Source organism: Halomonas sp. Bachu 37 (assembly GCF_039691755.1).
Lineage (GTDB): Bacteria > Pseudomonadota > Gammaproteobacteria > Pseudomonadales > Halomonadaceae > Vreelandella > Vreelandella kashgarensis.
The window spans coordinates 422324-440519 of record NZ_CP137552.1; the positions used below are offsets into that span (position 1 = coordinate 422324).

The 18196-nt window shown below is 60.6% G+C and carries 16 protein-coding genes; 7 read left to right on the top strand and 9 right to left on the bottom strand.

Annotation, left to right across the window (positions count from 1 at the left end; all coding sequences use genetic code 11):
* Positions 1–16: 16 nt before the first annotated feature.
* The 5 genes from purB to R5M92_RS01845 all read right to left on the bottom strand — a co-directional run bounded on the left by purB (position 17) and on the right by R5M92_RS01845 (position 4435).
* Positions 17–1402, bottom strand: a complete 1386-nt coding sequence (purB, locus tag R5M92_RS01825) for an adenylosuccinate lyase (protein WP_346797410.1) — start codon at positions 1400–1402, stop codon at positions 17–19.
* Positions 1403–1499: 97 nt separating this feature from the next.
* A complete protein-coding gene (gene hflD, locus R5M92_RS01830; protein ID WP_346797411.1) occupies positions 1500–2141 on the bottom strand; it encodes a high frequency lysogenization protein HflD in 642 nt (213 codons plus the stop codon).
* Positions 2138–3265 carry a tRNA 2-thiouridine(34) synthase MnmA gene (mnmA, locus tag R5M92_RS01835; protein ID WP_346797412.1) on the bottom strand — a complete coding sequence of 376 codons (1128 nt, stop codon included), beginning with the start codon at positions 3263–3265 and terminating at the stop codon, positions 2138–2140. The genes hflD and mnmA overlap by 4 nt, the downstream gene beginning before the upstream one ends.
* A gap of 106 nt (positions 3266–3371) precedes the next feature.
* On the bottom strand, positions 3372–3818 hold the full coding sequence (locus R5M92_RS01840) for an NUDIX hydrolase (RefSeq protein WP_346797413.1): 447 nt from the start codon (positions 3816–3818) through the stop codon (positions 3372–3374).
* Positions 3815–4435, bottom strand: a complete 621-nt coding sequence (locus tag R5M92_RS01845) for a pseudouridine synthase (protein WP_346797415.1) — start codon at positions 4433–4435, stop codon at positions 3815–3817. Before R5M92_RS01845 ends, R5M92_RS01840 begins: the two co-directional genes overlap by 4 nt.
* A gap of 183 nt (positions 4436–4618) precedes the next feature.
* Here R5M92_RS01845 and icd point away from each other — a divergent pair, with 183 nt between their 5' ends.
* The 3 genes from icd to clpA all read left to right on the top strand — a co-directional run bounded on the left by icd (position 4619) and on the right by clpA (position 8901).
* Complete coding sequence (gene icd / locus R5M92_RS01850) at positions 4619–5875, top strand: NADP-dependent isocitrate dehydrogenase (protein WP_346797417.1); 1257 nt, start codon at positions 4619–4621, stop codon at positions 5873–5875.
* A 200-nt stretch (positions 5876–6075) separates the two neighbouring features.
* Entirely contained in the window at positions 6076–6417 is a 342-nt protein-coding gene (gene clpS, locus R5M92_RS01855; RefSeq protein WP_346797419.1) for an ATP-dependent Clp protease adapter ClpS, read from the top strand.
* Between the two features lie 207 nt (positions 6418–6624).
* On the top strand, positions 6625–8901 hold the full coding sequence (clpA, locus tag R5M92_RS01860) for an ATP-dependent Clp protease ATP-binding subunit ClpA (RefSeq protein ID WP_346797421.1): 2277 nt from the start codon (positions 6625–6627) through the stop codon (positions 8899–8901).
* 193 nt (positions 8902–9094) lie between these two features.
* Here clpA and infA read toward each other — a convergent pair whose 3' ends face one another.
* From infA to aat, 3 genes are all read right to left on the bottom strand, one after another.
* On the bottom strand, positions 9095–9313 hold the full coding sequence (gene infA, locus R5M92_RS01865; RefSeq protein WP_007111068.1) for a translation initiation factor IF-1: 219 nt from the start codon (positions 9311–9313) through the stop codon (positions 9095–9097).
* A gap of 125 nt (positions 9314–9438) precedes the next feature.
* Positions 9439–10176, bottom strand: coding sequence for an arginyltransferase (locus tag R5M92_RS01870; protein WP_346797424.1), 738 nt, complete (start codon positions 10174–10176; stop codon positions 9439–9441).
* Between the two features lie 3 nt (positions 10177–10179).
* Entirely contained in the window at positions 10180–10953 is a 774-nt protein-coding gene (gene aat / locus R5M92_RS01875; protein WP_346797426.1) for a leucyl/phenylalanyl-tRNA--protein transferase, read from the bottom strand.
* Between the two features lie 127 nt (positions 10954–11080).
* On the opposite strand from aat, the gene R5M92_RS01880 reads away from it, so the two are divergent.
* A complete protein-coding gene (locus tag R5M92_RS01880) occupies positions 11081–14272 on the top strand; it encodes a DNA translocase FtsK (RefSeq protein ID WP_346797427.1) in 3192 nt (1063 codons plus the stop codon).
* A gap of 183 nt (positions 14273–14455) precedes the next feature.
* The gene (gene lolA, locus R5M92_RS01885; protein WP_346797429.1) at positions 14456–15109 is read left to right on the top strand and encodes an outer membrane lipoprotein chaperone LolA; all 654 of its coding nucleotides are present in this window, start codon (positions 14456–14458) and stop codon (positions 15107–15109) included.
* A gap of 72 nt (positions 15110–15181) precedes the next feature.
* On the opposite strand, the gene R5M92_RS01890 is transcribed toward lolA, so the two are convergent.
* Entirely contained in the window at positions 15182–16516 is a 1335-nt protein-coding gene (locus R5M92_RS01890) for a replication-associated recombination protein A (protein WP_346797431.1), read from the bottom strand.
* Positions 16517–16707: 191 nt separating this feature from the next.
* Here R5M92_RS01890 and R5M92_RS01895 point away from each other — a divergent pair, with 191 nt between their 5' ends.
* Together R5M92_RS01895 and murI are read left to right on the top strand one after the other, a co-directional pair.
* Positions 16708–17253 (top strand): hemerythrin domain-containing protein, encoded by a 546-nt coding sequence (locus tag R5M92_RS01895; protein WP_346797432.1) that lies wholly within the window; start codon positions 16708–16710, stop codon positions 17251–17253.
* A 110-nt stretch (positions 17254–17363) separates the two neighbouring features.
* Positions 17364–18161 (top strand): glutamate racemase, encoded by a 798-nt coding sequence (gene murI, locus R5M92_RS01900; RefSeq protein ID WP_346797434.1) that lies wholly within the window; start codon positions 17364–17366, stop codon positions 18159–18161.
* Positions 18162–18196 lie beyond the last annotated feature (35 nt).

Consider the following 18196-nt stretch of genomic DNA (forward strand, 5'->3'; position numbering starts at 1 on the left):
TGTCCTGGTTGCCCGCTTACAAGGCGCGAAGTTTTTGTCCCAGCGCGTCGGCCTGGGCTTGTGCATTACCGATATAACGGCCGGGGGTGAGTGCCTTCAGCTCAGTTTTCACCTCATCGGGGAGTTCGAGCGTGTCGATGAAGGCGGCAAAGCCGGCCTGGTCGATCCGCTTGCCGCGAGTCAACTCCTTGAGCTTCTCATAGGGCTTTTCGATACCGTAGCGGCGCATCACGGTCTGGATCGGCTCGGCCAGCACTTCCCAGCTGTTGTCCAGGTCGTCGTCGAGCCGCTGTGGGTTGGCTTCCAGCTTGCTGACGCCCTTGAGTGTCGCTTGACAGGCGATCAAGCCGTAAGCCAGGCCTACGCCAAGGTTGCGCAGCACGGTGGAGTCGGTGAGGTCGCGCTGCCAGCGGGAGATCGGCAGTTTCTGAGCGAGATGGCCGAGAATGGCGTTGGCCAGGCCCAGGTTGCCCTCGGAGTTTTCGAAATCGATCGGGTTGACCTTGTGCGGCATGGTCGAGGAGCCGATCTCACCGGCCACGGTCTTCTGCTTGAAATAGCCCAGCGAGATATAGCCCCACACATCGCGATCGAAGTCGATCAGGATGGTGTTGTAGCGACAGATGGCGTCGAACAGTTCGGCCACGTAGTCGTGGGGCTCGATCTGGGTGGTGTAGGGGTTGAACGTCAGCCCCAGCCCCTCGACGAAGGTCTGGGCGTTGGCTTCCCAGTCGATGTCCGGGTAGGTGGTCAAGTGAGCATTGTAGTTGCCCACCGCTCCATTGATCTTGCCCAGGATCTCGGCGTTTTCGATTTGCTTTAGCTGACGGCCCAGGCGGTAGGCTACATTGGCCATCTCCTTGCCCAGTGTTGTAGGCGTGGCGGTCTGACCGTGGGTGCGCGAGAGCATGGGTTGGGCGGCGTGTTCGTGCGCCAGGCGGGCAATTTCATCAGCCACGCGCTGCATCTCGGGGAGCAGAACCTTGAGGCCGTCGCTCAGCATCACCCCGTACGATAGATTATTGATGTCCTCGCTGGTACAGGCGAAGTGGATGAATTCGGTTACCGCGTTGAGTTCGGCCTGGCCTTCGATCCGCTCCTTGAGGAAATACTCCACCGCCTTGACGTCATGATTGGTGGTGCGCTCGATCTCCTTGATGCGCTCCGCGTCCTCCACCGAAAACTCGCGCAACAGCGCTTCAAGAAAAGCGGTGGCGGAAGCCGAAAGGGGCGGGACTTCACTGATCTGGGGGTGCTCGGCGAGCCGTTGCAGCCAGCGTACTTCCACGATCACGCGGGCGCGGATCAGGCCGAATTCACTAAAGTGTTCGCGCAGGGAAGCCGCCTTGGCGCCATAACGGCCATCGACGGGAGAAAGAGCGGTGAGTGCGGAGAGTTGCATGGCGTCGTTTCCAGATCGTGAGCAAATAAAGAATAGTGAGTCCGTTGGGCCAAAGCGAACGGTTTCGGCGGGTCGCAGTGTGATACCTGGCGACGACTCAGCCCAGGCTGTCCAGCGCCTTGCGCAATGACTTGCGCTGAATGACCAGTTTCCAGCGGCGACCGCCCTGCTGGTGCCACAACAGGGCAAAGCGGATGCCAGTCAACAGGCAGGCTCGCACCCGTTCGGCCATCATCGGGGTCTGCAACAGTGAGGGGTCGCCCTGCACCACGATGCGAGTCTTGAAGGTGGAGATGGTCTCCTGATAAGCCTCGCCGAGACTGGCGATCACGTTTTCATGGGTGACGCCGAAATGAGCGGCCTGCCCTTGTATTCGCGACAGCTTCTGACCCAGGAAATCCATCATCTCGGTCTGACCGCGCAACTTGTTCATCAGCAGCAGCAACGTGAAGCCATAGCGCAGCACCACCGGGTTGGCCTGCTTGCGACCGACCAGGGCTTCCAGGGTATCCAGGCCGCGGCGTAGGTTGTTGGGATGGCCGCCGTAGATCGCCTCGAAGCTTTCCGGGTTGGTGTCGACCGTGGCGTTCAACAGCGTTTCCCAGGCGCGGGGTTCGACCTGGCCGGTGCGCGCCAGGTCGTCGACCAGGCTGGCGGCCTGGAAGACTCCCGCCAGGGCGAGGGTCTGGCGGACCGCCGGAGAGTCGGGGGCGCGGTGAATCGGGGTGGTGTCGCTCATGCGGCGGACTCCATGGCATTCCAGGTAGCGTTGATGACGCCGCCTCCCAGGCAGATATCGCCATCGTAAAGTACCAGGGATTGCCCCGGCGTGACGGCGCATTGGGGAGTGTCGAAGTGTACCTCCACGCCGCCATCCTCCCGCGTGTGAACAGTGCAGGACACATCGCGCTGGCGGTAGCGGGTCTTGGCGGTAAAGCGACCTTCCTGGGCAGGCGGTTCACCGGCTACCCAGTCCATGGCTTCGGTGCTGAGTGTGTCGCTGTAGAGCAGCGGATGGTGCTTGCCCTGCACGGCGACCAACACGTTGCGCTCCAGATCCTTGGCCGCAACGTACCAGGGCTCTTCGGGATAATTGGCGAGCCCACCGATGCCCAGGCCCTGGCGCTGGCCCAGGGTGTAGTACATCAGTCCCATGTGCTTGCCGATCACGTCGCCGTTGGGCGCTTCGATGGTGCCGGGCTGAGCGGGCAGGTACTGCTGCAGGAAGTCGCGGAAGCGGCGCTCGCCGATAAAGCAGATACCGGTGGAATCCTTCTTCTTCGCCGTCACCAAGTCGTATTGCTCGGCGAGCTTGCGAACGGCGGGCTTCTCCAGCTCTCCCACGGGAAACAGGGTACGAGCAATCGCCGCCTCGGGAACCGCGTGCAGGAAATAGCTTTGGTCCTTGTTGGTGTCCAGCCCCTTGAGCAGGCGAGGGCGCCCGTTTCGAACCCCCTGGCGGACGTAGTGGCCGGTGGCGATCATCTCGGTGCCGAGCATTTCGGCGTACTCGAGGAAGACCTTGAACTTGATTTCCCGGTTGCACAGGATGTCCGGATTGGGGGTGCGCCCGGCCTTGTACTCGGCGAGGAAGTGCTCGAAGACGTTATCCCAATACTCGGCGGCGAAGTTGGCGGTGTGAAGCGGGATGCCCAGCTTGGCGCACACGGCTTCGGCATCCGCCAGGTCTTCCTTGGCGGTGCAATAGTCGGTGCCGTCGTCTTCGTCCCAGTTCTTCATGAACAGGCCTTCGACTTCATAGCCTTGCTGCATCAGCAGAAGTGCGGATACGGAAGAGTCGACACCGCCGGACATGCCGACGATCACCTTGCCGGTGGCGGTCGACTGTGGAGTGGATGTCATGGGCATCCTCGGTTGAATGGCTGCAAATGGGTGCCGATTATACACGATGCGACGTCACGGCTTCGAGTGTTGCGCAGCTGTTCCCGGCACGTGTGACGATTGAGGCTCACTCATGGATCACCTCCAGGGGGAAGATACGTCCCGCCCGGCTGTCCACCAGGCGTTGCAGGACTAGAGGGCTGCGTACGCGCGACTGGCTATGCAGTGCCTGGATCTCGTCCAGCGTCATCCAGTGCGTGGCCTTGATGGCCGGGTCCAGCGGGGTATCGAGAAACGTTTCGGGCCGGGCCACGAAGGCATGACTGTGAAACGTCATGTCGCTTCCCGCCTGAAAGACGTAAAGCCCAAGATAGCCGGTCAACTGTATCTCCCAGGCGGTTTCCTCGACCACCTCCCGTAGCGCTGCGGCGATAGGCCCCTCGCCGTATTCGACGTGACCGGCAGGCTGGTTGAATAGCGTCCAGGGACCGCCACGGTCCTCCTCCACGACCAGAAAGCGGCCTTCGCGCTCGATCACGCAGGCAACGGTGACATGCGGCTTGAAGCGGGTCATGGTCGACGTTTCCCCTTGGTTGGCCGGCTAGACTTGTTTGGCAGAGAAGGCTGGTTCGGCCGAGAGCTCTGGGGGGCGTGCAGGACTTCGCGGCGCCACTCTCCCGGCGCCAGGCCTTCCAGCCGCCAGGGGCCGATTGCCACGCGGATCAGGCGCAAGGTCGGCAGGCCGACGTGAGCGGTCATCCTGCGCACCTGGCGGTTGCGGCCCTCGGTGATGGTCAGTTCCAGCCAGCTGGTAACGGGATGACGGCGGGGCTCCACCGGCGGGTTGCGATCGGCAAGCCTCGGCGGAGCAATGACGCGTACCTTGGCCGGGCGAGTGGGACCATCCTTCAAGGTGATACCGCTGCGAAGCGCCTGCAACGCCGCTTCCTCGCAGCGGCCTTCCACCTGGACCCAGTAGGTCTTGGGCTGCTTGTGGCGCGGGTGGGCGATACGGTGGATCAAGCTGCCGTCGGCGCTCAGCAGGAGCAGGCCTTCGGAGTCGTAATCCAGCCGGCCCGCCGGATAGATGCCAGGAATATCGATCAATTCGGCAAGGGTAGCGCGCCCTTCGCGATCGCTGAACTGAGATAACACCCGATATGGCTTGTGTAACAGATAAAGGTCGCTCATGGAGTGCCATGGCCTTAGTGGAGTTGTGATTTTGAACTTTATTGCGAACTGTGCCGGGCACGATGGGTTGAACTTTAGTCGCGACCGACTTTAGGACGGGGCCTTGTGGTAAGGCTACTCCGTGGGGCGGGTGGGATGCTATACTCCGCGCTCCACTGAACAGACCAGACAGGGGAGTTCTCTATGGGTTTCCAGAAGATTGTCGTACCTGAAGGCGGCACCAAGATCACCGTCAACGCCGATAACACCTTGAACGTACCGAATGATCCCATCATTCCGTTCATCGAAGGTGACGGCATCGGTGTCGACGTAACACCGGCCATGAAGATTGCCATCGACTCAGCCGTGCAGAAAGCCTACAACGGCGAGCGTAAGATTCACTGGATGGAAGTCTACGCCGGTGAGAAAGCGACCCAGGTCTACACGCCTGATACCTGGCTGCCCGAAGAAACCTTGGAAGCGGTCAAGGACTACGTCGTTTCCATCAAGGGGCCGTTGACCACTCCCGTGGGTGGCGGTATCCGCTCCCTGAACGTGGCACTGCGTCAGAAGCTGGATCTATACGTTTGCCAGCGCCCGGTGCGCTGGTTCGAAGGCGTGCCGAGCCCGGTTAAGAAGCCTGCCGATGTCGACATGGTGATCTTCCGTGAAAACTCCGAAGACATCTATGCCGGTATCGAGTGGAAGGCGGGAACGCCTGAAGCCGACAAGGTGATCAAGTTCCTGCGCGAAGAGATGGGTGTCACCAACATCCGCTTCCCCGAGAACTGCGGTATCGGCGTCAAGCCGGTCTCCAAGGAAGGCACCGAGCGTCTGGTGCGTCAGGCCCTGCAGTACACCATCGACAACGACCGTGAGTCGCTGACCCTGGTGCACAAGGGCAACATCATGAAGTTCACCGAAGGTTCCTTCAAGGACTGGGGTTACGAGCTTGCCAAGAACGAGTTCGGCGCCGAACTGCTCGACGGCGGCCCCTGGATGCAGTTCAAGAACCCCAAGACCGGCAAGAACATCGTGGTCAAGGACGTTATCGCCGACGCCATGCTGCAGCAGATCCTGCTGCGTCCGGCCGAATACGATGTCATCGCCACCTTGAACCTCAACGGTGACTACCTTTCCGACGCCTTGGCGGCGGAAGTGGGCGGCATCGGTATCGCCCCGGGCGCCAACCTGTCCGACGCCGTGGCCATGTTCGAAGCCACTCACGGTACCGCGCCGAAGTATGCCGGCCAGGACAAGGTCAATCCGGGCTCGCTGATTCTCTCCGCCGAGATGATGCTACGCCACATGGGTTGGGTCGAAGCTGCCGACCTGGTGCTGCAGGGCGTGGAAAAAGCCATCTCCAAGGGCGAAGTCACCTATGACTTCCACCGCCTGATGGACGATGCCAAGCTACTCAAGTGCTCCGAGTTCGGCCAGGCCGTCGCTGACAACATGTAATTAGTCGGTCGTCGCCGAACCCTCGTCCGCCTTGGCGGGCGGGGGTTTTTGCGTTTTGCGTTATGATTATTAAGCTTTCCAATGAACCCTTGGCGATCAGCGGCGTCTCATCGTTGAGACAAACGCGCTGGTCTGACTTGAGTAAACCTACTGTGCCTCTTATGTTCAATGTAACCAGTACGAGCGCTATCCGGACGGATATGCGGGCCAGCGCCGGCATGACCCGGCCGGATCAGCCCGAAGACGACGAAGATATAGCGGTCCAGCCCGGCGAGCCTGAACTCGCCGAACCGCCCATGTACAAGGTGATACTCCACAACGACGATTACACTCCCATGGAGTTCGTGGTGGAGGTCTTGCAGGGTATTTTCCACCTGGATAACGAGACCGCCGTCCAGGTAATGCTGGCGGTACATACCCAGGGTAAGGCCACGTGCGGAATCTTCACTCGCGATATCGCCGAGACAAAGAGTTATCAGGTCAATGAATACGCCCGTGAATGCGAACATCCATTGATGAGCGATATCGAAGCCGCCGACTGAGCCGAGTCGTCAGTGAGCCGTGAGTATCGGTGAGCTGGGAATAAATGAGTCGGCTGGGAATAAATGAGTCGAAAGCAAAAAAATCGATGGTGATACTTGCAACAGCGCGTTTTGTACCTGATGTTGAATATGCCGGATAACGAATTGATTTGATCCGACGCAAGTCCTAGACGGCGACCAGCCCTAGGTGGCGAAAAGGGGACTGCCATGCTGAGTAAAGAACTTGAACTGACCCTGAACACGGCCTTCACCGTGGCTCGCTCCAAGCGCCACGAGTTCATGACCGTGGAGCATCTCCTGCTGGCGCTATTGGATAACGCCTCTGCCGCGGATGTGCTCAAGGCCTGCGGGGCGAATCTCGACAAGCTGCGGTCCGACCTGCAGGATTTCATCAACTCCACCACCCCGTTGATTCCCGAAAACCAGAGCGATCGTGAAACGCAACCGACCCTGGGTTTTCAGCGTGTCCTTCAGCGGGCTGTCTTTCATGTGCAGTCTTCGGGAAAGAACGAGGTTACCGGTGCCAATGTGCTGGTAGCGATCTTTTCCGAGCAGGAGAGCCAAGCGGTCTATTTCCTCAAGCAACAGAATGTTGCACGTGTGGACGCAGTCAATTACATCGCCCACGGTATTTCCAAGGTGGCCGGCCACGGGCCCACACCATCTCCCTCTTCCCCCGAGGCGGAGGACGCCGAGGAGGGAACGGCGGAAGGTGGGGCGCATCCGTTGACCGGCTACGCCACAAACCTCAACGAACAGGCCAGGCTGGGCAAGATCGATCCGTTGATCGGGCGTGACCATGAACTCGAAAGGGTGGTGCAGATACTGGCGCGGCGGCGCAAGAACAACCCCCTGCTGGTAGGTGAGGCGGGTGTCGGCAAGACCGCCATCGCCGAGGGCTTGGCCAAGCGCATCGTCGAGGAAGACGTGCCTGAAGTGATCAGTGATGCCGTTGTCTATGCATTGGACATGGGCGCGCTGCTGGCGGGAACCAAGTATCGCGGGGATTTCGAAAAGCGTCTCAAGAGCTTGCTGGGCGAGCTCAAGAAGCAACCCAACGCCATTCTGTTCATCGATGAAATCCATACGGTGATCGGGGCGGGCGCCGCTTCCGGTGGGGTGATGGATGCTTCCAACCTGCTCAAGCCTCTGCTCTCTTCCGGCGAGTTGCGCTGCATCGGCTCCACCACGTTCCAGGAATTCCGCGGTATCTTCGAGAAGGATCGGGCGCTGGCACGGCGTTTCCAGAAAGTCGATGTGCTGGCACCGTCGGTGGACGATACCATTCGCATCCTCAAGGGGCTGCGCTCACGCTTCGAGGAGCATCATCAGCTCAAGTATACCGATGGTGCTCTGGAAAGCGCGGCACGCCTGGCGGATCGTTATATCAATGACCGTTACTTGCCTGACAAGGCCATCGATGTGATCGATGAGGCTGGCGCGCATCAGCGGCTGTTGCCGCCCGAAGTGCGTGTCGACGCCATCGACGTCGATCAAGTCGAAGCCATCGTGGCGTCGATTGCACGTATTCCGCCGAAGAGCGTCTCCAGCTCGGATCGCAAGTTGCTGGAAAAACTCGACCGCGACCTGAAGATGCTGGTGTTCGGCCAGGATGAGGCCATCGATAGCCTGTCTGCCGCGATCAAGCTTTCCCGTGCCGGTCTCAAGTCACCCGACAAGCCGGTGGGTAGCTTCCTGTTTGCCGGCCCCACCGGGGTGGGTAAGACGGAAGTGGCCAAGCAGCTTTCCCATATCATGGGTATCGAGCTTGTGCGTTTCGACATGTCCGAGTACATGGAGCGACATACGGTCTCTCGGCTGATCGGCGCTCCCCCCGGCTATGTCGGCTACGATCAAGGCGGCCTCTTGACCGAGGCCATCACCAAGCAACCGCATTGCGTGCTGCTACTCGATGAGATCGAAAAAGCGCATCCCGAGGTCTTCAATCTGCTGCTGCAGGTGATGGATCATGGACGCCTTACCGATAACAATGGCCGTGAGGCGGATTTCCGCCATGTCATCCTGATTATGACCTCGAATGCCGGGGCCGAGCAGGCGGCGCGCCGTTCCATCGGTTTCCAGAGTCAGGATCACTCGACCGATGCCATGGAAATCATCCGCAAGACGTTCACTCCGGAATTCCGCAATCGCCTGGACGGTATCATCCAGTTCCATTCGCTGCCGACGTCCGTGGTGCGCAACGTAGTCGACAAGTTCTTGATCGAGCTACAGGCGCAGCTTGATGAAAAACGCGTGCAGCTTGAAGTCGACGACAAGGCCCGCGACTGGCTGGCGGAAAAAGGCTACGACCCGGACATGGGTGCCCGGCCGATGGCGCGCCTGCTGCAGGAAAAGGTCAAGAAGCCACTGGCCGAGATGATTCTGTTCGGCGAACTGGCCGAGCATGGCGGCACGGTGTATATCGAGGTCGAGGATGGTGAGTTGCGCCTCTCCACGGAACCGGAATTGGCCGATGCCCCTTAGCCACTTGGATGCCCCTTAGCGGCAAAAACAGCTAGGCATGAAAACACAGCGCCCTGTCACATGACGGGGCGTTGTTTCGTATGGCTCTGGTAGTTGACCAGGTGATAGTCGACCCAAGTGCCCGGTCGGGGCAATGCGATCGGGAACGGGAAGGCGGGACGAAACACAAGACAGCGAACGTCCTACCTTCAGCTCAACGTGAGCGGTAGACGATGCGGCCCTTTGACAGGTCGTAAGGCGTCAGTTCCACTTTCACCTTGTCACCGGTAAGAATGCGGATGTAGTTCTTGCGCATTTTTCCGGAGATGTGGGCGGTCACGACATGACCGTTTTCCAGCTCGACACGAAACATGGTGTTGGGAAGGGTATCGACGATGACGCCTTCCATTTCAATATGATCTTCGCGTGCCATATAGGCAGTTCCTCGCTTGATAGAGAGATAAGAACAGTAACATTACTGGAGTACAGGATGGCTTGCACTCGAGAAACAGCGCTATATTGTGCCGCAAGCCTGTCGTCAAGGCAAAAAAGCCGTACCTAGCTACTGATCAACCGACGCCAGCGCCGCCCATCCAGCACTTCGAGTGGCGTATAGAGCTGTTTGTAGCGCATCTTACGGCACTCTTCGATCCAATAACCGAGATAAAGATGGGAAAGCTGTAATTCCTTCGTCAGTTCGAGTAACCGAAGGATGGCGAAGGTGCCCAAGGAGCGCCGCTCGTGGGCGGGGTCGATGGTAAAGAACGTGTATATCGCGGAAAGGCCATGCTCGAGTTGGTCGAAAGCGGCAACGGCCACCAGTTCCTCTCCCAAGCGCATTTCCAGAAGCTTGGCATACGGTTCGTCGAGCGCGAGAAAGGTGCGGTACTGCTCGTGAGTGGGCGGATACATGTCGCCATCGGCATGACGGTGAGAGATATAGTCGGCGTACAGGGCATAGTGCGCGGGCTCGTATTGTGCCGGCAGTATGCTGTAAGTGATATCCTGATTGCGCCGCCATATCTTGCGCTGGGTGCGGTTGGGTGCGAACTCATCCGCGGGGATGCGTACCGAGCGGCAAGCGTTGCAGTCCTCGCAATGCGGACGGTAGAGGTGCCGACCGCTGCGCCTGAAACCGAGCAGGGAGAGGGAATCGTATACCCCGCGCACCGGCGATTCCTTGGGATCAAGAAATAGTGTGGTGGCTTCTCGTCCCTCCAGATAACTGCAAGCGTGGGGGACGGTAAGGAAGAAGCGCAGATCCCGCACCGGTCTTTTGGGAGCGTTGCTGCTCACGGCTTACCTCCTTGATTCGAACTCCTCATGGGTCTTGTCGCTCTCCTGGCCAAGCTCCCGGGCAAGCATGGCAAGCCAAGGCGAATGAGGGACACTGGGGGCGTCACGGAAGAGAAAACCTTCTTCGGGAAGCCACTGTTCAAGATAGCCGATGAACCGGTCTCGAGCGATGCTTGTCGCACCGAGGCTGGCCAGGTGTGGTGTATGCATCTGGCAATCGATGAGCTTACCACCGTGACGCTGCATCGCGCTTGACAGGTAGGCCAGGGCCACCTTGGAGGCGTCGCGCTCGCGTGAGAACATCGATTCGCCGAAAAATACCGGCCCCATGGCCAATCCATACAAGCCACCGACCAGGCGCTGATCGTGATGGATCTCGATGCTGTGAGCGATACCCAGCGCGTGAAGTTCACAGTAAGCTGCATGCATTTCCGCGGTGATCCAGGTTTCGGCCTCGCCGGCTCGAGGAGCGGCGCATGCGGCCATTACCTCGGTGAAGTGCTGGTTCAGCGTCACCTGGAACCCTGCGTTACGCAGCCGCTTGGCAAGACTGCGACGCAAGCGGAATTGCTTGGGAAGCAGTACCATGCGGGGGTCGGGGCTCCACCATAGCACCGGGTCATCGTCACCGAACCAGGGAAAGATACCCTGGCGATAGGCCTGTACCAGCCATAACGGAGAAAGCTCGCCGCCGGCGGCCAGCAGCCCGTTGGGCTCGGGCAGGGCGGTACTGGGGCAGGGAAAGCGGGGGGGATGAGCGGAAAGCCAGGGTAGCATTGCAATCTCCTAAAACGGGGCTGGCTGTTCAATGAGACAAGCCCTGTGACGGCGCCAGGATGCTCGGTATGATGGAAACTCGCAAGATGCTTAAAGACGCCGTGTGCGGTGCAAAGGGAGAGGTCGCTTGAGAGTCAACAAGAGTGTGAACAGGCGGGCTGGCCAAGGTGCCGAGCGCAGCGCCCAACGTAAAACCCAACCCAGGAAGGCGTCACCGCGTGTCGATGCCGCCAGGGAAAAAGCTCGCCGCGTGGGGCTGAAGCTGCAAGGCTCCGTCCGCGAGGGTGTGGTCATCGTGTTGCTGGCGGTATGCGTGTTTTTGCTGCTGGCACTGTTCAGCTATCAACCGGAGGACCCCGGCTGGTCGTATCGCGGGCCGGAAACCGGAGTCGCCAACTGGATGGGGCACGTCGGCGCCTGGCTGGCGGATGTGCTGTACTCGCTGTTCGGCGTCAGCGCCCTGTGGTGGCCGGGCATGCTGGGATTCGCCGCATGGTGGTTGATTCGTTCGCGTCAGGTGCGCTTTGAGCTCGACCCCGTGGCGCTGGCGGTGCATACCGCGGGCCTGGTCCTGCTCATTCTGGGCACCACCACTCTGGGAGCCCTGCATTTCTATCATCCGCAAAGCTCCCTGCCCTATGCCTCCGGCGGCATCCTGGGGGAGGGGTTGGTCAATGCTCTCTTGCCACTGGTGGGAAGCGGCGGGGTTGGTCTGGTGGCCGCGGCCCTGATTCTATGTGGATTCCCGCTGTTTTCCGGCATGTCCTGGTTGCATGTGGCAGATGCTCTGGGGAACCGGGTAAAGAGAGCCGGTCGCTGGCTTGTGCGCAAGCGCGATGCCCGACGCCACCGGCAGGCCCAGGAGCCGGCGCTCTCCGCAGCGGGAGCGGGGAGTGGAAAACGGCCCGAAAGTGCGGCGTACCAGGCGAGAACGACAGTCGACGAGCCGGCTTCCGCCAAGGAGACCTCGATTCCCTGGGAGGCGGCTGAAACGCCTGCTTCCACTTCACCGCGTGCAGCAAGTTCAGCCGCTCAGCCAACGGTCACTCAGCCAGCTGAAACTCAGTCAGCGGAAACGCCCCGAACTCGGTCGACGCCATTGTCTCGAGCGCCGGAGGAATCCACGGGGCGCAAGGAGCCGAGTTTCAATCCTTGGCAGGAACAGGAACAGGAACAGGAACAGGAACAGAAGCAGGACGAGGTAGCCAGTGAGACGGATGTCTCTGTTCGCCACGCTGCCGACGAGCCAACGGCAGCAGCCGAAGAGCCGCAAGCGGCGGCAAACGCCGAGACGGCCGAAGAACCTGCCGAGCCGTTAACGGCAACGAGACCGGACGGGACTGAAACCGAAACCCCGGCGAAAGCCGAAGAAACCGTCATTCGTCAGGAGCGTCGAGAACTATCTGCGGCCTTTGCCGCTCAGCCCGAGGAAGACCCCGCAGGAGAGGACGCCGATTCGCCGCCAGCATGGCCGATCCAGGCTCGCCGGGACACCGAGCGGCCCCCGGAGCGAGTGCCGGTTGTGCCGGAGCCTGTCTGGCACGATGACGAGGAAGGGCTCGATGCGAATACGAGTGAACCGGAAAGCGAGCCGAAAAGCGAGCCGGAAAGAATAGTGCCGAGCAGGGCGGAAGCCACTCCGGCTACGCCCGTGGCGTCTGCAACCGAGATTCCCCGCGAGCCGACCAATCGCCAGGAGCCCACTTTTGATGCCGCCACGGCGCCTGTCGATGAAGCGGACGAGGGACCCACGCTGTGGACCGTGGAACATCTACAGAACCAGCGGCCGGTCTTCGACGATATGCCCGAGCCCGAGGGCGAAGTGCCTAGCCTGCGGCTGTTGACCCCGGCGGAACCGCACCAGCCGAATTACACGCCACAGCAACTCGACGATATGGCCGAACTGCTGGAAGTGCGGCTGCGTGAATACGGCGTCAAGGCGGAGGTCGTGGATACCTGGCCGGGGCCGGTGATTACCCGGTTCGAAATCAAACCCGCCGCCGGGGTCAAGGTCTCCAAGATCAGCAACCTGGCCAAGGACCTGGCGCGTTCGTTGATGGTCAAGAGCGTGCGCGTGGTCGAGGTGATTCCGGGGCGCCCCACGGTGGGCATCGAGATTCCCAATCCCCATCGCGCCATGATTCGCCTGCGCGAGGTGATCGACTCCGACCGCTATCAGCAGGAAACCTCGCCGCTGACCATGGCGCTGGGGCAGGATATCGGCGGCGGGCCGGTGGTGGCCAATCTGGGCAAGATGCCGCACCTGCTGGTGGCCGGGACCACTGGTTCGGGCAAATCGGTAGGGGTCAACGCCATGTTGATTTCGATGCTGCTAAAGGCTACTCCCGACGAACTCAAGCTGATCATGGTCGACCCCAAGATGCTCGAGCTGTCGGTGTACGACGGCATCCCGCACCTGTTGGCGCCGGTGGTCACCGACATGAAGGAGGCGGCCAACTCGCTGCGCTGGTGCGTGGCGGAAATGGAGCGGCGCTACAAGCTGATGGCGGCAATGGGTGTGCGCAACATTGCCGGCTTCAATGCCCGCCTGGATGAGGCCGAGCGCGCCGGCGCCCAGGTGGCGGACCCGCTATGGGAGCCGCAGCCCTGGGAAATGCATCAACCGCCGCCGGTCCTGGAAAAGCTGCCTTATATCGTGGTGGTGATCGACGAATTCGCCGACATGTTCATGATCGTGGGCAAGAAGGTGGAGGAGCTGATCGCCCGTCTGGCGCAGAAGGCGCGGGCCGCCGGTATTCACTTGATCCTGGCCACCCAGCGTCCGTCTGTGGATGTGGTCACGGGACTGATCAAGGCCAATATCCCGTCGCGTATGGCCTTTCAGGTCTCATCGCGGATCGATTCGCGTACCATTCTCGATCAGGGCGGTGCCGAAAGCCTTCTAGGCCACGGTGATATGCTCTATCTTCCGGCGGGCTCCGGGCCGCCTAACCGCATTCACGGTGCCTTTGTCGATGACGACGAAGTACATCGGGTGGTGGATGACTGGAAGCGTCGCGGGGAGCCCGAGTATATCGAGGAGATCCTGTCCGGTGGTGTCTCCGCCGATGCCCTGACGGGGCTGGAAGCCGAGGGCGGCGAAGGCGACGATGCCGAGCAGGATGCGTTGTACGATGAAGCCGTCCAGTTCGTCACCGAAACCCGGCGAGCGTCGATTTCCGCCGTCCAGCGGCGTTTCAAGATTGGCTATAATCGCGCCGCCAGGCTGGTCGAAGCCATGGAGGGAGCCAAGGTCGTCTCCGCCATGGGCAACAATGGGGCGCGCGAGGTTCTGGCCCCGCCACCGGTAGGCCAGTGACAAGACCAATCGTGCAGCAAACGTGAAAGCGCCGCCGGGTTGAAACCCGGCGGCGCTTTTCCAGTCTCAGTAAAACCAGATTTTTTGCACTGCTTGATTGGCAAGGCGTTCTCGATGATTCGGTACGCTGAAGCAGTAGGCATCCACCAAGAACTCATGCATGGCATGGGGTAGGGAGTAAGCATGAACGTGACGGAAAGTTCGGTGACCAAGCAGGGCGCCAAGTGGGTGCTGGGTGTGCTTGGAGTCGTGGTGATGGCGCCGACCGTTTGGGCGGATGCAGCACAACAGCTTACCCAGCGCCTGGAGCCATTGCAGAGCTATAACGCCCGTTTCGATCAGCAGATTTTCGATGGTAGCGGCGAGCGCCTGCAGCAGGCGCATGGCGAGATGTGGCTGTCTCGTCCGGGACTGTTGCGTTGGGAAGTCGAAGCGCCATATACCCAGACGGTAGTGTCCGATGGTGAAGACGTGTACCTCTACGACCCCGACCTGGAGCAGGTCACGGTGCAGGAAGTGGATAACCGTGTCACCCACACCCCGGCCCTGCTGCTGTCCGGCAGTGTCGATGAATTGACCCAGAACTATGAGGTCATGCACAAGCAGGAGGATGGCAAGGATGTGTTCATGCTGGTGCCCATATCCGCTGACACCCTGTTCGAGGAGCTGCACCTCTCCTTTGACGACGAGACCTTGACCCGCCTGTTGATGACCGACAGTACCGGACAGCGCACGGCCATTCACTTTTCCGATATCTCGCTCAACCAGTGGATCGATGAGCGGCAGTTTGTCTTCGACATTCCCGATAATGTCGATGTGATTCGCGACACTCACTGATTGCCGTTTTCGCTCCGGCTCGACTCTCAACCAACCCAGTGTCCGGCGACGAACGGACCAGGACTTTAGATCCTATTTTGGATTCTCCTGATCCGCTTCGTCGTCACGCTGGGCACGCCACGCCATGATCTCGGCAAAACGCTTTTCCTGACCCATATCGCTGGGTTGATAGAACGTCGTGCGGGGCAGGGTCTCCGGCCAGCAGTCATGACGGCTTCCCGCCGGATAGGCATGGGGTTCGTTATGAGCGTAGCGGTAGCCTTCGCCGTGGCCCAGCGACTTCATCAAGCGGGTCGGGGCATTGCGTAGGTAAGTTGGCACTTCCAGTTGCGGTTGCTGCTTGACGAAAGCGGTGGCCTCCTTCCAGGCACGATCGATACGGTTGCTCTTGGGTGCCACCGCCAGGTGGATGGCAGCGTGGGCCAGCGCCCGCTGGCCTTCGTAGTCGCCCAGGCGCAGGTAGGCATCCCAAGCAGAGATGACCAGCGGCAGGGCCCGTGGGTCGGCATTGCCCACATCTTCCGAGGCGATCGCCGTCAAGCGACGGATCACATCCAGCGGGTCGCCACCGCCCTGCATGAACCGCGCCATGTAGAGTAGGGCGGCATCCGGCCGCGACGATCGCACCGACTTGTGGATGGCGGAGAGCAGGTCGTAGTAGGCGTCCCCTAGCTTATCGAATGCACTGGATTGGTGGCCCAGCACATCCTCCAGCGCTTCCAGCGGCAAGTACTCCCGGCCATTCTCTTCGCGAGTGAAGTCGCACGCCGTTTCCAGCAGGCCCAAAGCGCGTCGCGCGTCACCGGCGCTGGCATGGGCGAGAGTTTCCAGCACCTGATCGGCCACCACGATATCGCGTGACCCCAGGCCGTGGACACTATCGTCCAGGGCCTGGCGCATCACCTCGAGCAACTCGTCCTCGCTCAACGACTTCAGCACGTAGACCCGGGCCCGGGAGAGCAGGGCGGAATTGACCTCGAAAGAAGGATTCTCGGTGGTGGCGCCGATGAGTGTCAGCAGGCCGGACTCCACATGGGGCAGCAGAGCGTCCTGCTGGCTCTTGTTGAGACGATGGATCTCGTCGAGAAACAGTACGGTAGGGGAGCTGATCGCCCGTGCCCGTTCCACCACCGCGCGGATCTCCTTGACCCCGGCCATCACTGCCGAAAGATGTTCCAGATGCGCCCCGGATTCATTGGCCAGGATTTCCGCCAATGTGGTCTTGCCCACTCCCGGTGGCCCCCACAGGATCATTGAGCGAATCACCCCGGTTTCGGCCATCTGGCGCAGCGGTTTATGTGGTCCTACCAGGGCCTGCTGGCCCACGTAGTCCTGTAGGCGCCGTGGTCGCATGCGAAAGGCGAGGGGCGCATGTTGTGGCTCAGAGGAGCTGGCGAAAAGGTCCATCTTGGTCTCCGTGGAACGTCCGGGTATGGAATATTGTCTGTAAGATACGGCCTGTGGTAATGCCGAGCAGAGCGGGCTACCCTTTTGGCGTGAGAGCGCTGCAATCAGTTAGCATACAAGGCTTTGGAAACAGCGTGTCGCTGGGCCGCCCGCGCCAGTCGGCAGGCATGACTTTAGAAGGGGACGACTCGATGTTAAACCAACTACGTCTGGATCATGCCAACATGGCGCGTATGCTGCACGTGCTTAACCTCAAGCATAAGACATTGAAAGAGGGGGAGAGGCCCAATTTCAAATTGACGCGTGAAGTGGTGGATTACATTCTCTCCTACATGGAGGGGTTTACCGCGCCGCTTGAGCGATTGTGCATTGAGCGCCTGGAGCAGCAAGCGCCGGAACACGTGCCCATGGTCGAGCACATGGCCGAGGACTATCGTGCGCTCAAGTCGCGTCTCGAGCGGTTATCCAACGACATCGATATGATCCTCATGGATGCCGTGCTGCCCATGGATCGCTTCGGTGAAGACCTGAAGCAATATCTGGACGCGCACCGGGCCTACCTGCGCGATGAACGTGAAAAGCTGTTTCCCATCTTGAATGCCAATTTCAATCAAGAAGACATGGAGGCGCTCGGCAAGGCGCTGCCCGAAGGCACCCATGAAGAGCTACAGCGCCTGCAGCAGACGTATCCTGAGCTATACGCTGAATTCTGCGCCGCAGACGTACCCACGGTCTGATACCTGCCGACCGACCACCCGCTATGCTACAGCCTGGCCTGGGGCCATGGTAGAATGCGCGCCCTTTGGCTGAGTGATCATAACCACATGCTTGCGGATGCTAACGCGCCATGGTCGGGCCGGTATTAATCTTCGACTCCGGGGTCGGCGGACTCTCCGTCGCCGGAGCCGTGCGTCACCATTCCCCCCAGGCAGCCCTATGTTATGCCTGTGACAATGCCATGCTGCCCTACGGCAAGCGCGAGGATGGCTGGCTGGTGCAGCGCATAGTAGATGTCTGTCTGGCCGCCGTGGAGGCGTGTCGTCCCAGCGTGCTGGTGGTCGCCTGCAATACTGCCAGTACCCTGGCGCTTGACAGTCTGCGCGAGAGGTTATCGATTCCCGTGGTGGGAACCGTGCCGGCCATCAAGCCTGCCGCACTGCACAGCCGTAGCCGGCATATCGCGCTGTTAGCGACCAGCGCGACCGTGGCGAGACCCTACACTCAGCGCCTCATCGATGCCTTTGCCGGCGACTGCCGGGTGACGCGCGTTGCGGCCGACGAGCTGGTCGGCGTCGCGGAAGGATGGCTGCGTGGCGAGCCTGCGCCCGTCGAGCTGATCGATACAACCCTGGCTCCATTATGGCAAGCCACCCGAGAGGTGCCGCCGCTGGATACCGTGGTTCTCGGCTGCACGCATTTTCCCCTGCTCAAGCCGTGGTTCGTATCGCTTGCGCCTTGCCCGCTGGAGTGGGTCGATTCCGGCGAAGCCATCGCCCGCCGGGTAGCGCAGGTGGCGCCATGGCTCGAGGCGCACCCCCAGGATGGTAGTTGTTTTACCACTGCACCCGCTCCCGAACTGCAAGCGGGGCTCGCGGCTTATGGATTCACCGAACCACAGCCGCTGCCAGTACCTTCTGCCCGCTGACATTTGCCTCGATGCCTGGCCGCGTCACTGCCAGG

Bases quoted from the DNA above. Each gene is read 5' to 3' on its own strand.
- purB (WP_346797410.1), bottom strand. From the start codon at position 1,402: ATGCAACTCTCCGCACTCACCGCTCTTTCTCCCGTCGATGGCCGTTAT.
- hflD (WP_346797411.1), bottom strand. From the start codon at position 2,141: ATGAGCGACACCACCCCGATTCACCGCGCCCCCGACTCTCCGGCGGTC.
- mnmA (WP_346797412.1), bottom strand. From the start codon at position 3,265: ATGACATCCACTCCACAGTCGACCGCCACCGGCAAGGTGATCGTCGGC.
- R5M92_RS01840 (WP_346797413.1), bottom strand. From the start codon at position 3,818: ATGACCCGCTTCAAGCCGCATGTCACCGTTGCCTGCGTGATCGAGCGC.
- R5M92_RS01845 (WP_346797415.1), bottom strand. From the start codon at position 4,435: ATGAGCGACCTTTATCTGTTACACAAGCCATATCGGGTGTTATCTCAG.
- icd (WP_346797417.1), top strand. From the start codon at position 4,619: ATGGGTTTCCAGAAGATTGTCGTACCTGAAGGCGGCACCAAGATCACC.
- clpS (WP_346797419.1), top strand. From the start codon at position 6,076: ATGCGGGCCAGCGCCGGCATGACCCGGCCGGATCAGCCCGAAGACGAC.
- clpA (WP_346797421.1), top strand. From the start codon at position 6,625: ATGCTGAGTAAAGAACTTGAACTGACCCTGAACACGGCCTTCACCGTG.
- infA (WP_007111068.1), bottom strand. From the start codon at position 9,313: ATGGCACGCGAAGATCATATTGAAATGGAAGGCGTCATCGTCGATACC.
- aat (WP_346797426.1), bottom strand. From the start codon at position 10,953: ATGCTACCCTGGCTTTCCGCTCATCCCCCCCGCTTTCCCTGCCCCAGT.
- lolA (WP_346797429.1), top strand. From the start codon at position 14,456: ATGAACGTGACGGAAAGTTCGGTGACCAAGCAGGGCGCCAAGTGGGTG.
- R5M92_RS01890 (WP_346797431.1), bottom strand. From the start codon at position 16,516: ATGGACCTTTTCGCCAGCTCCTCTGAGCCACAACATGCGCCCCTCGCC.
- R5M92_RS01895 (WP_346797432.1), top strand. From the start codon at position 16,708: ATGTTAAACCAACTACGTCTGGATCATGCCAACATGGCGCGTATGCTG.
- murI (WP_346797434.1), top strand. From the start codon at position 17,364: ATGGTCGGGCCGGTATTAATCTTCGACTCCGGGGTCGGCGGACTCTCC.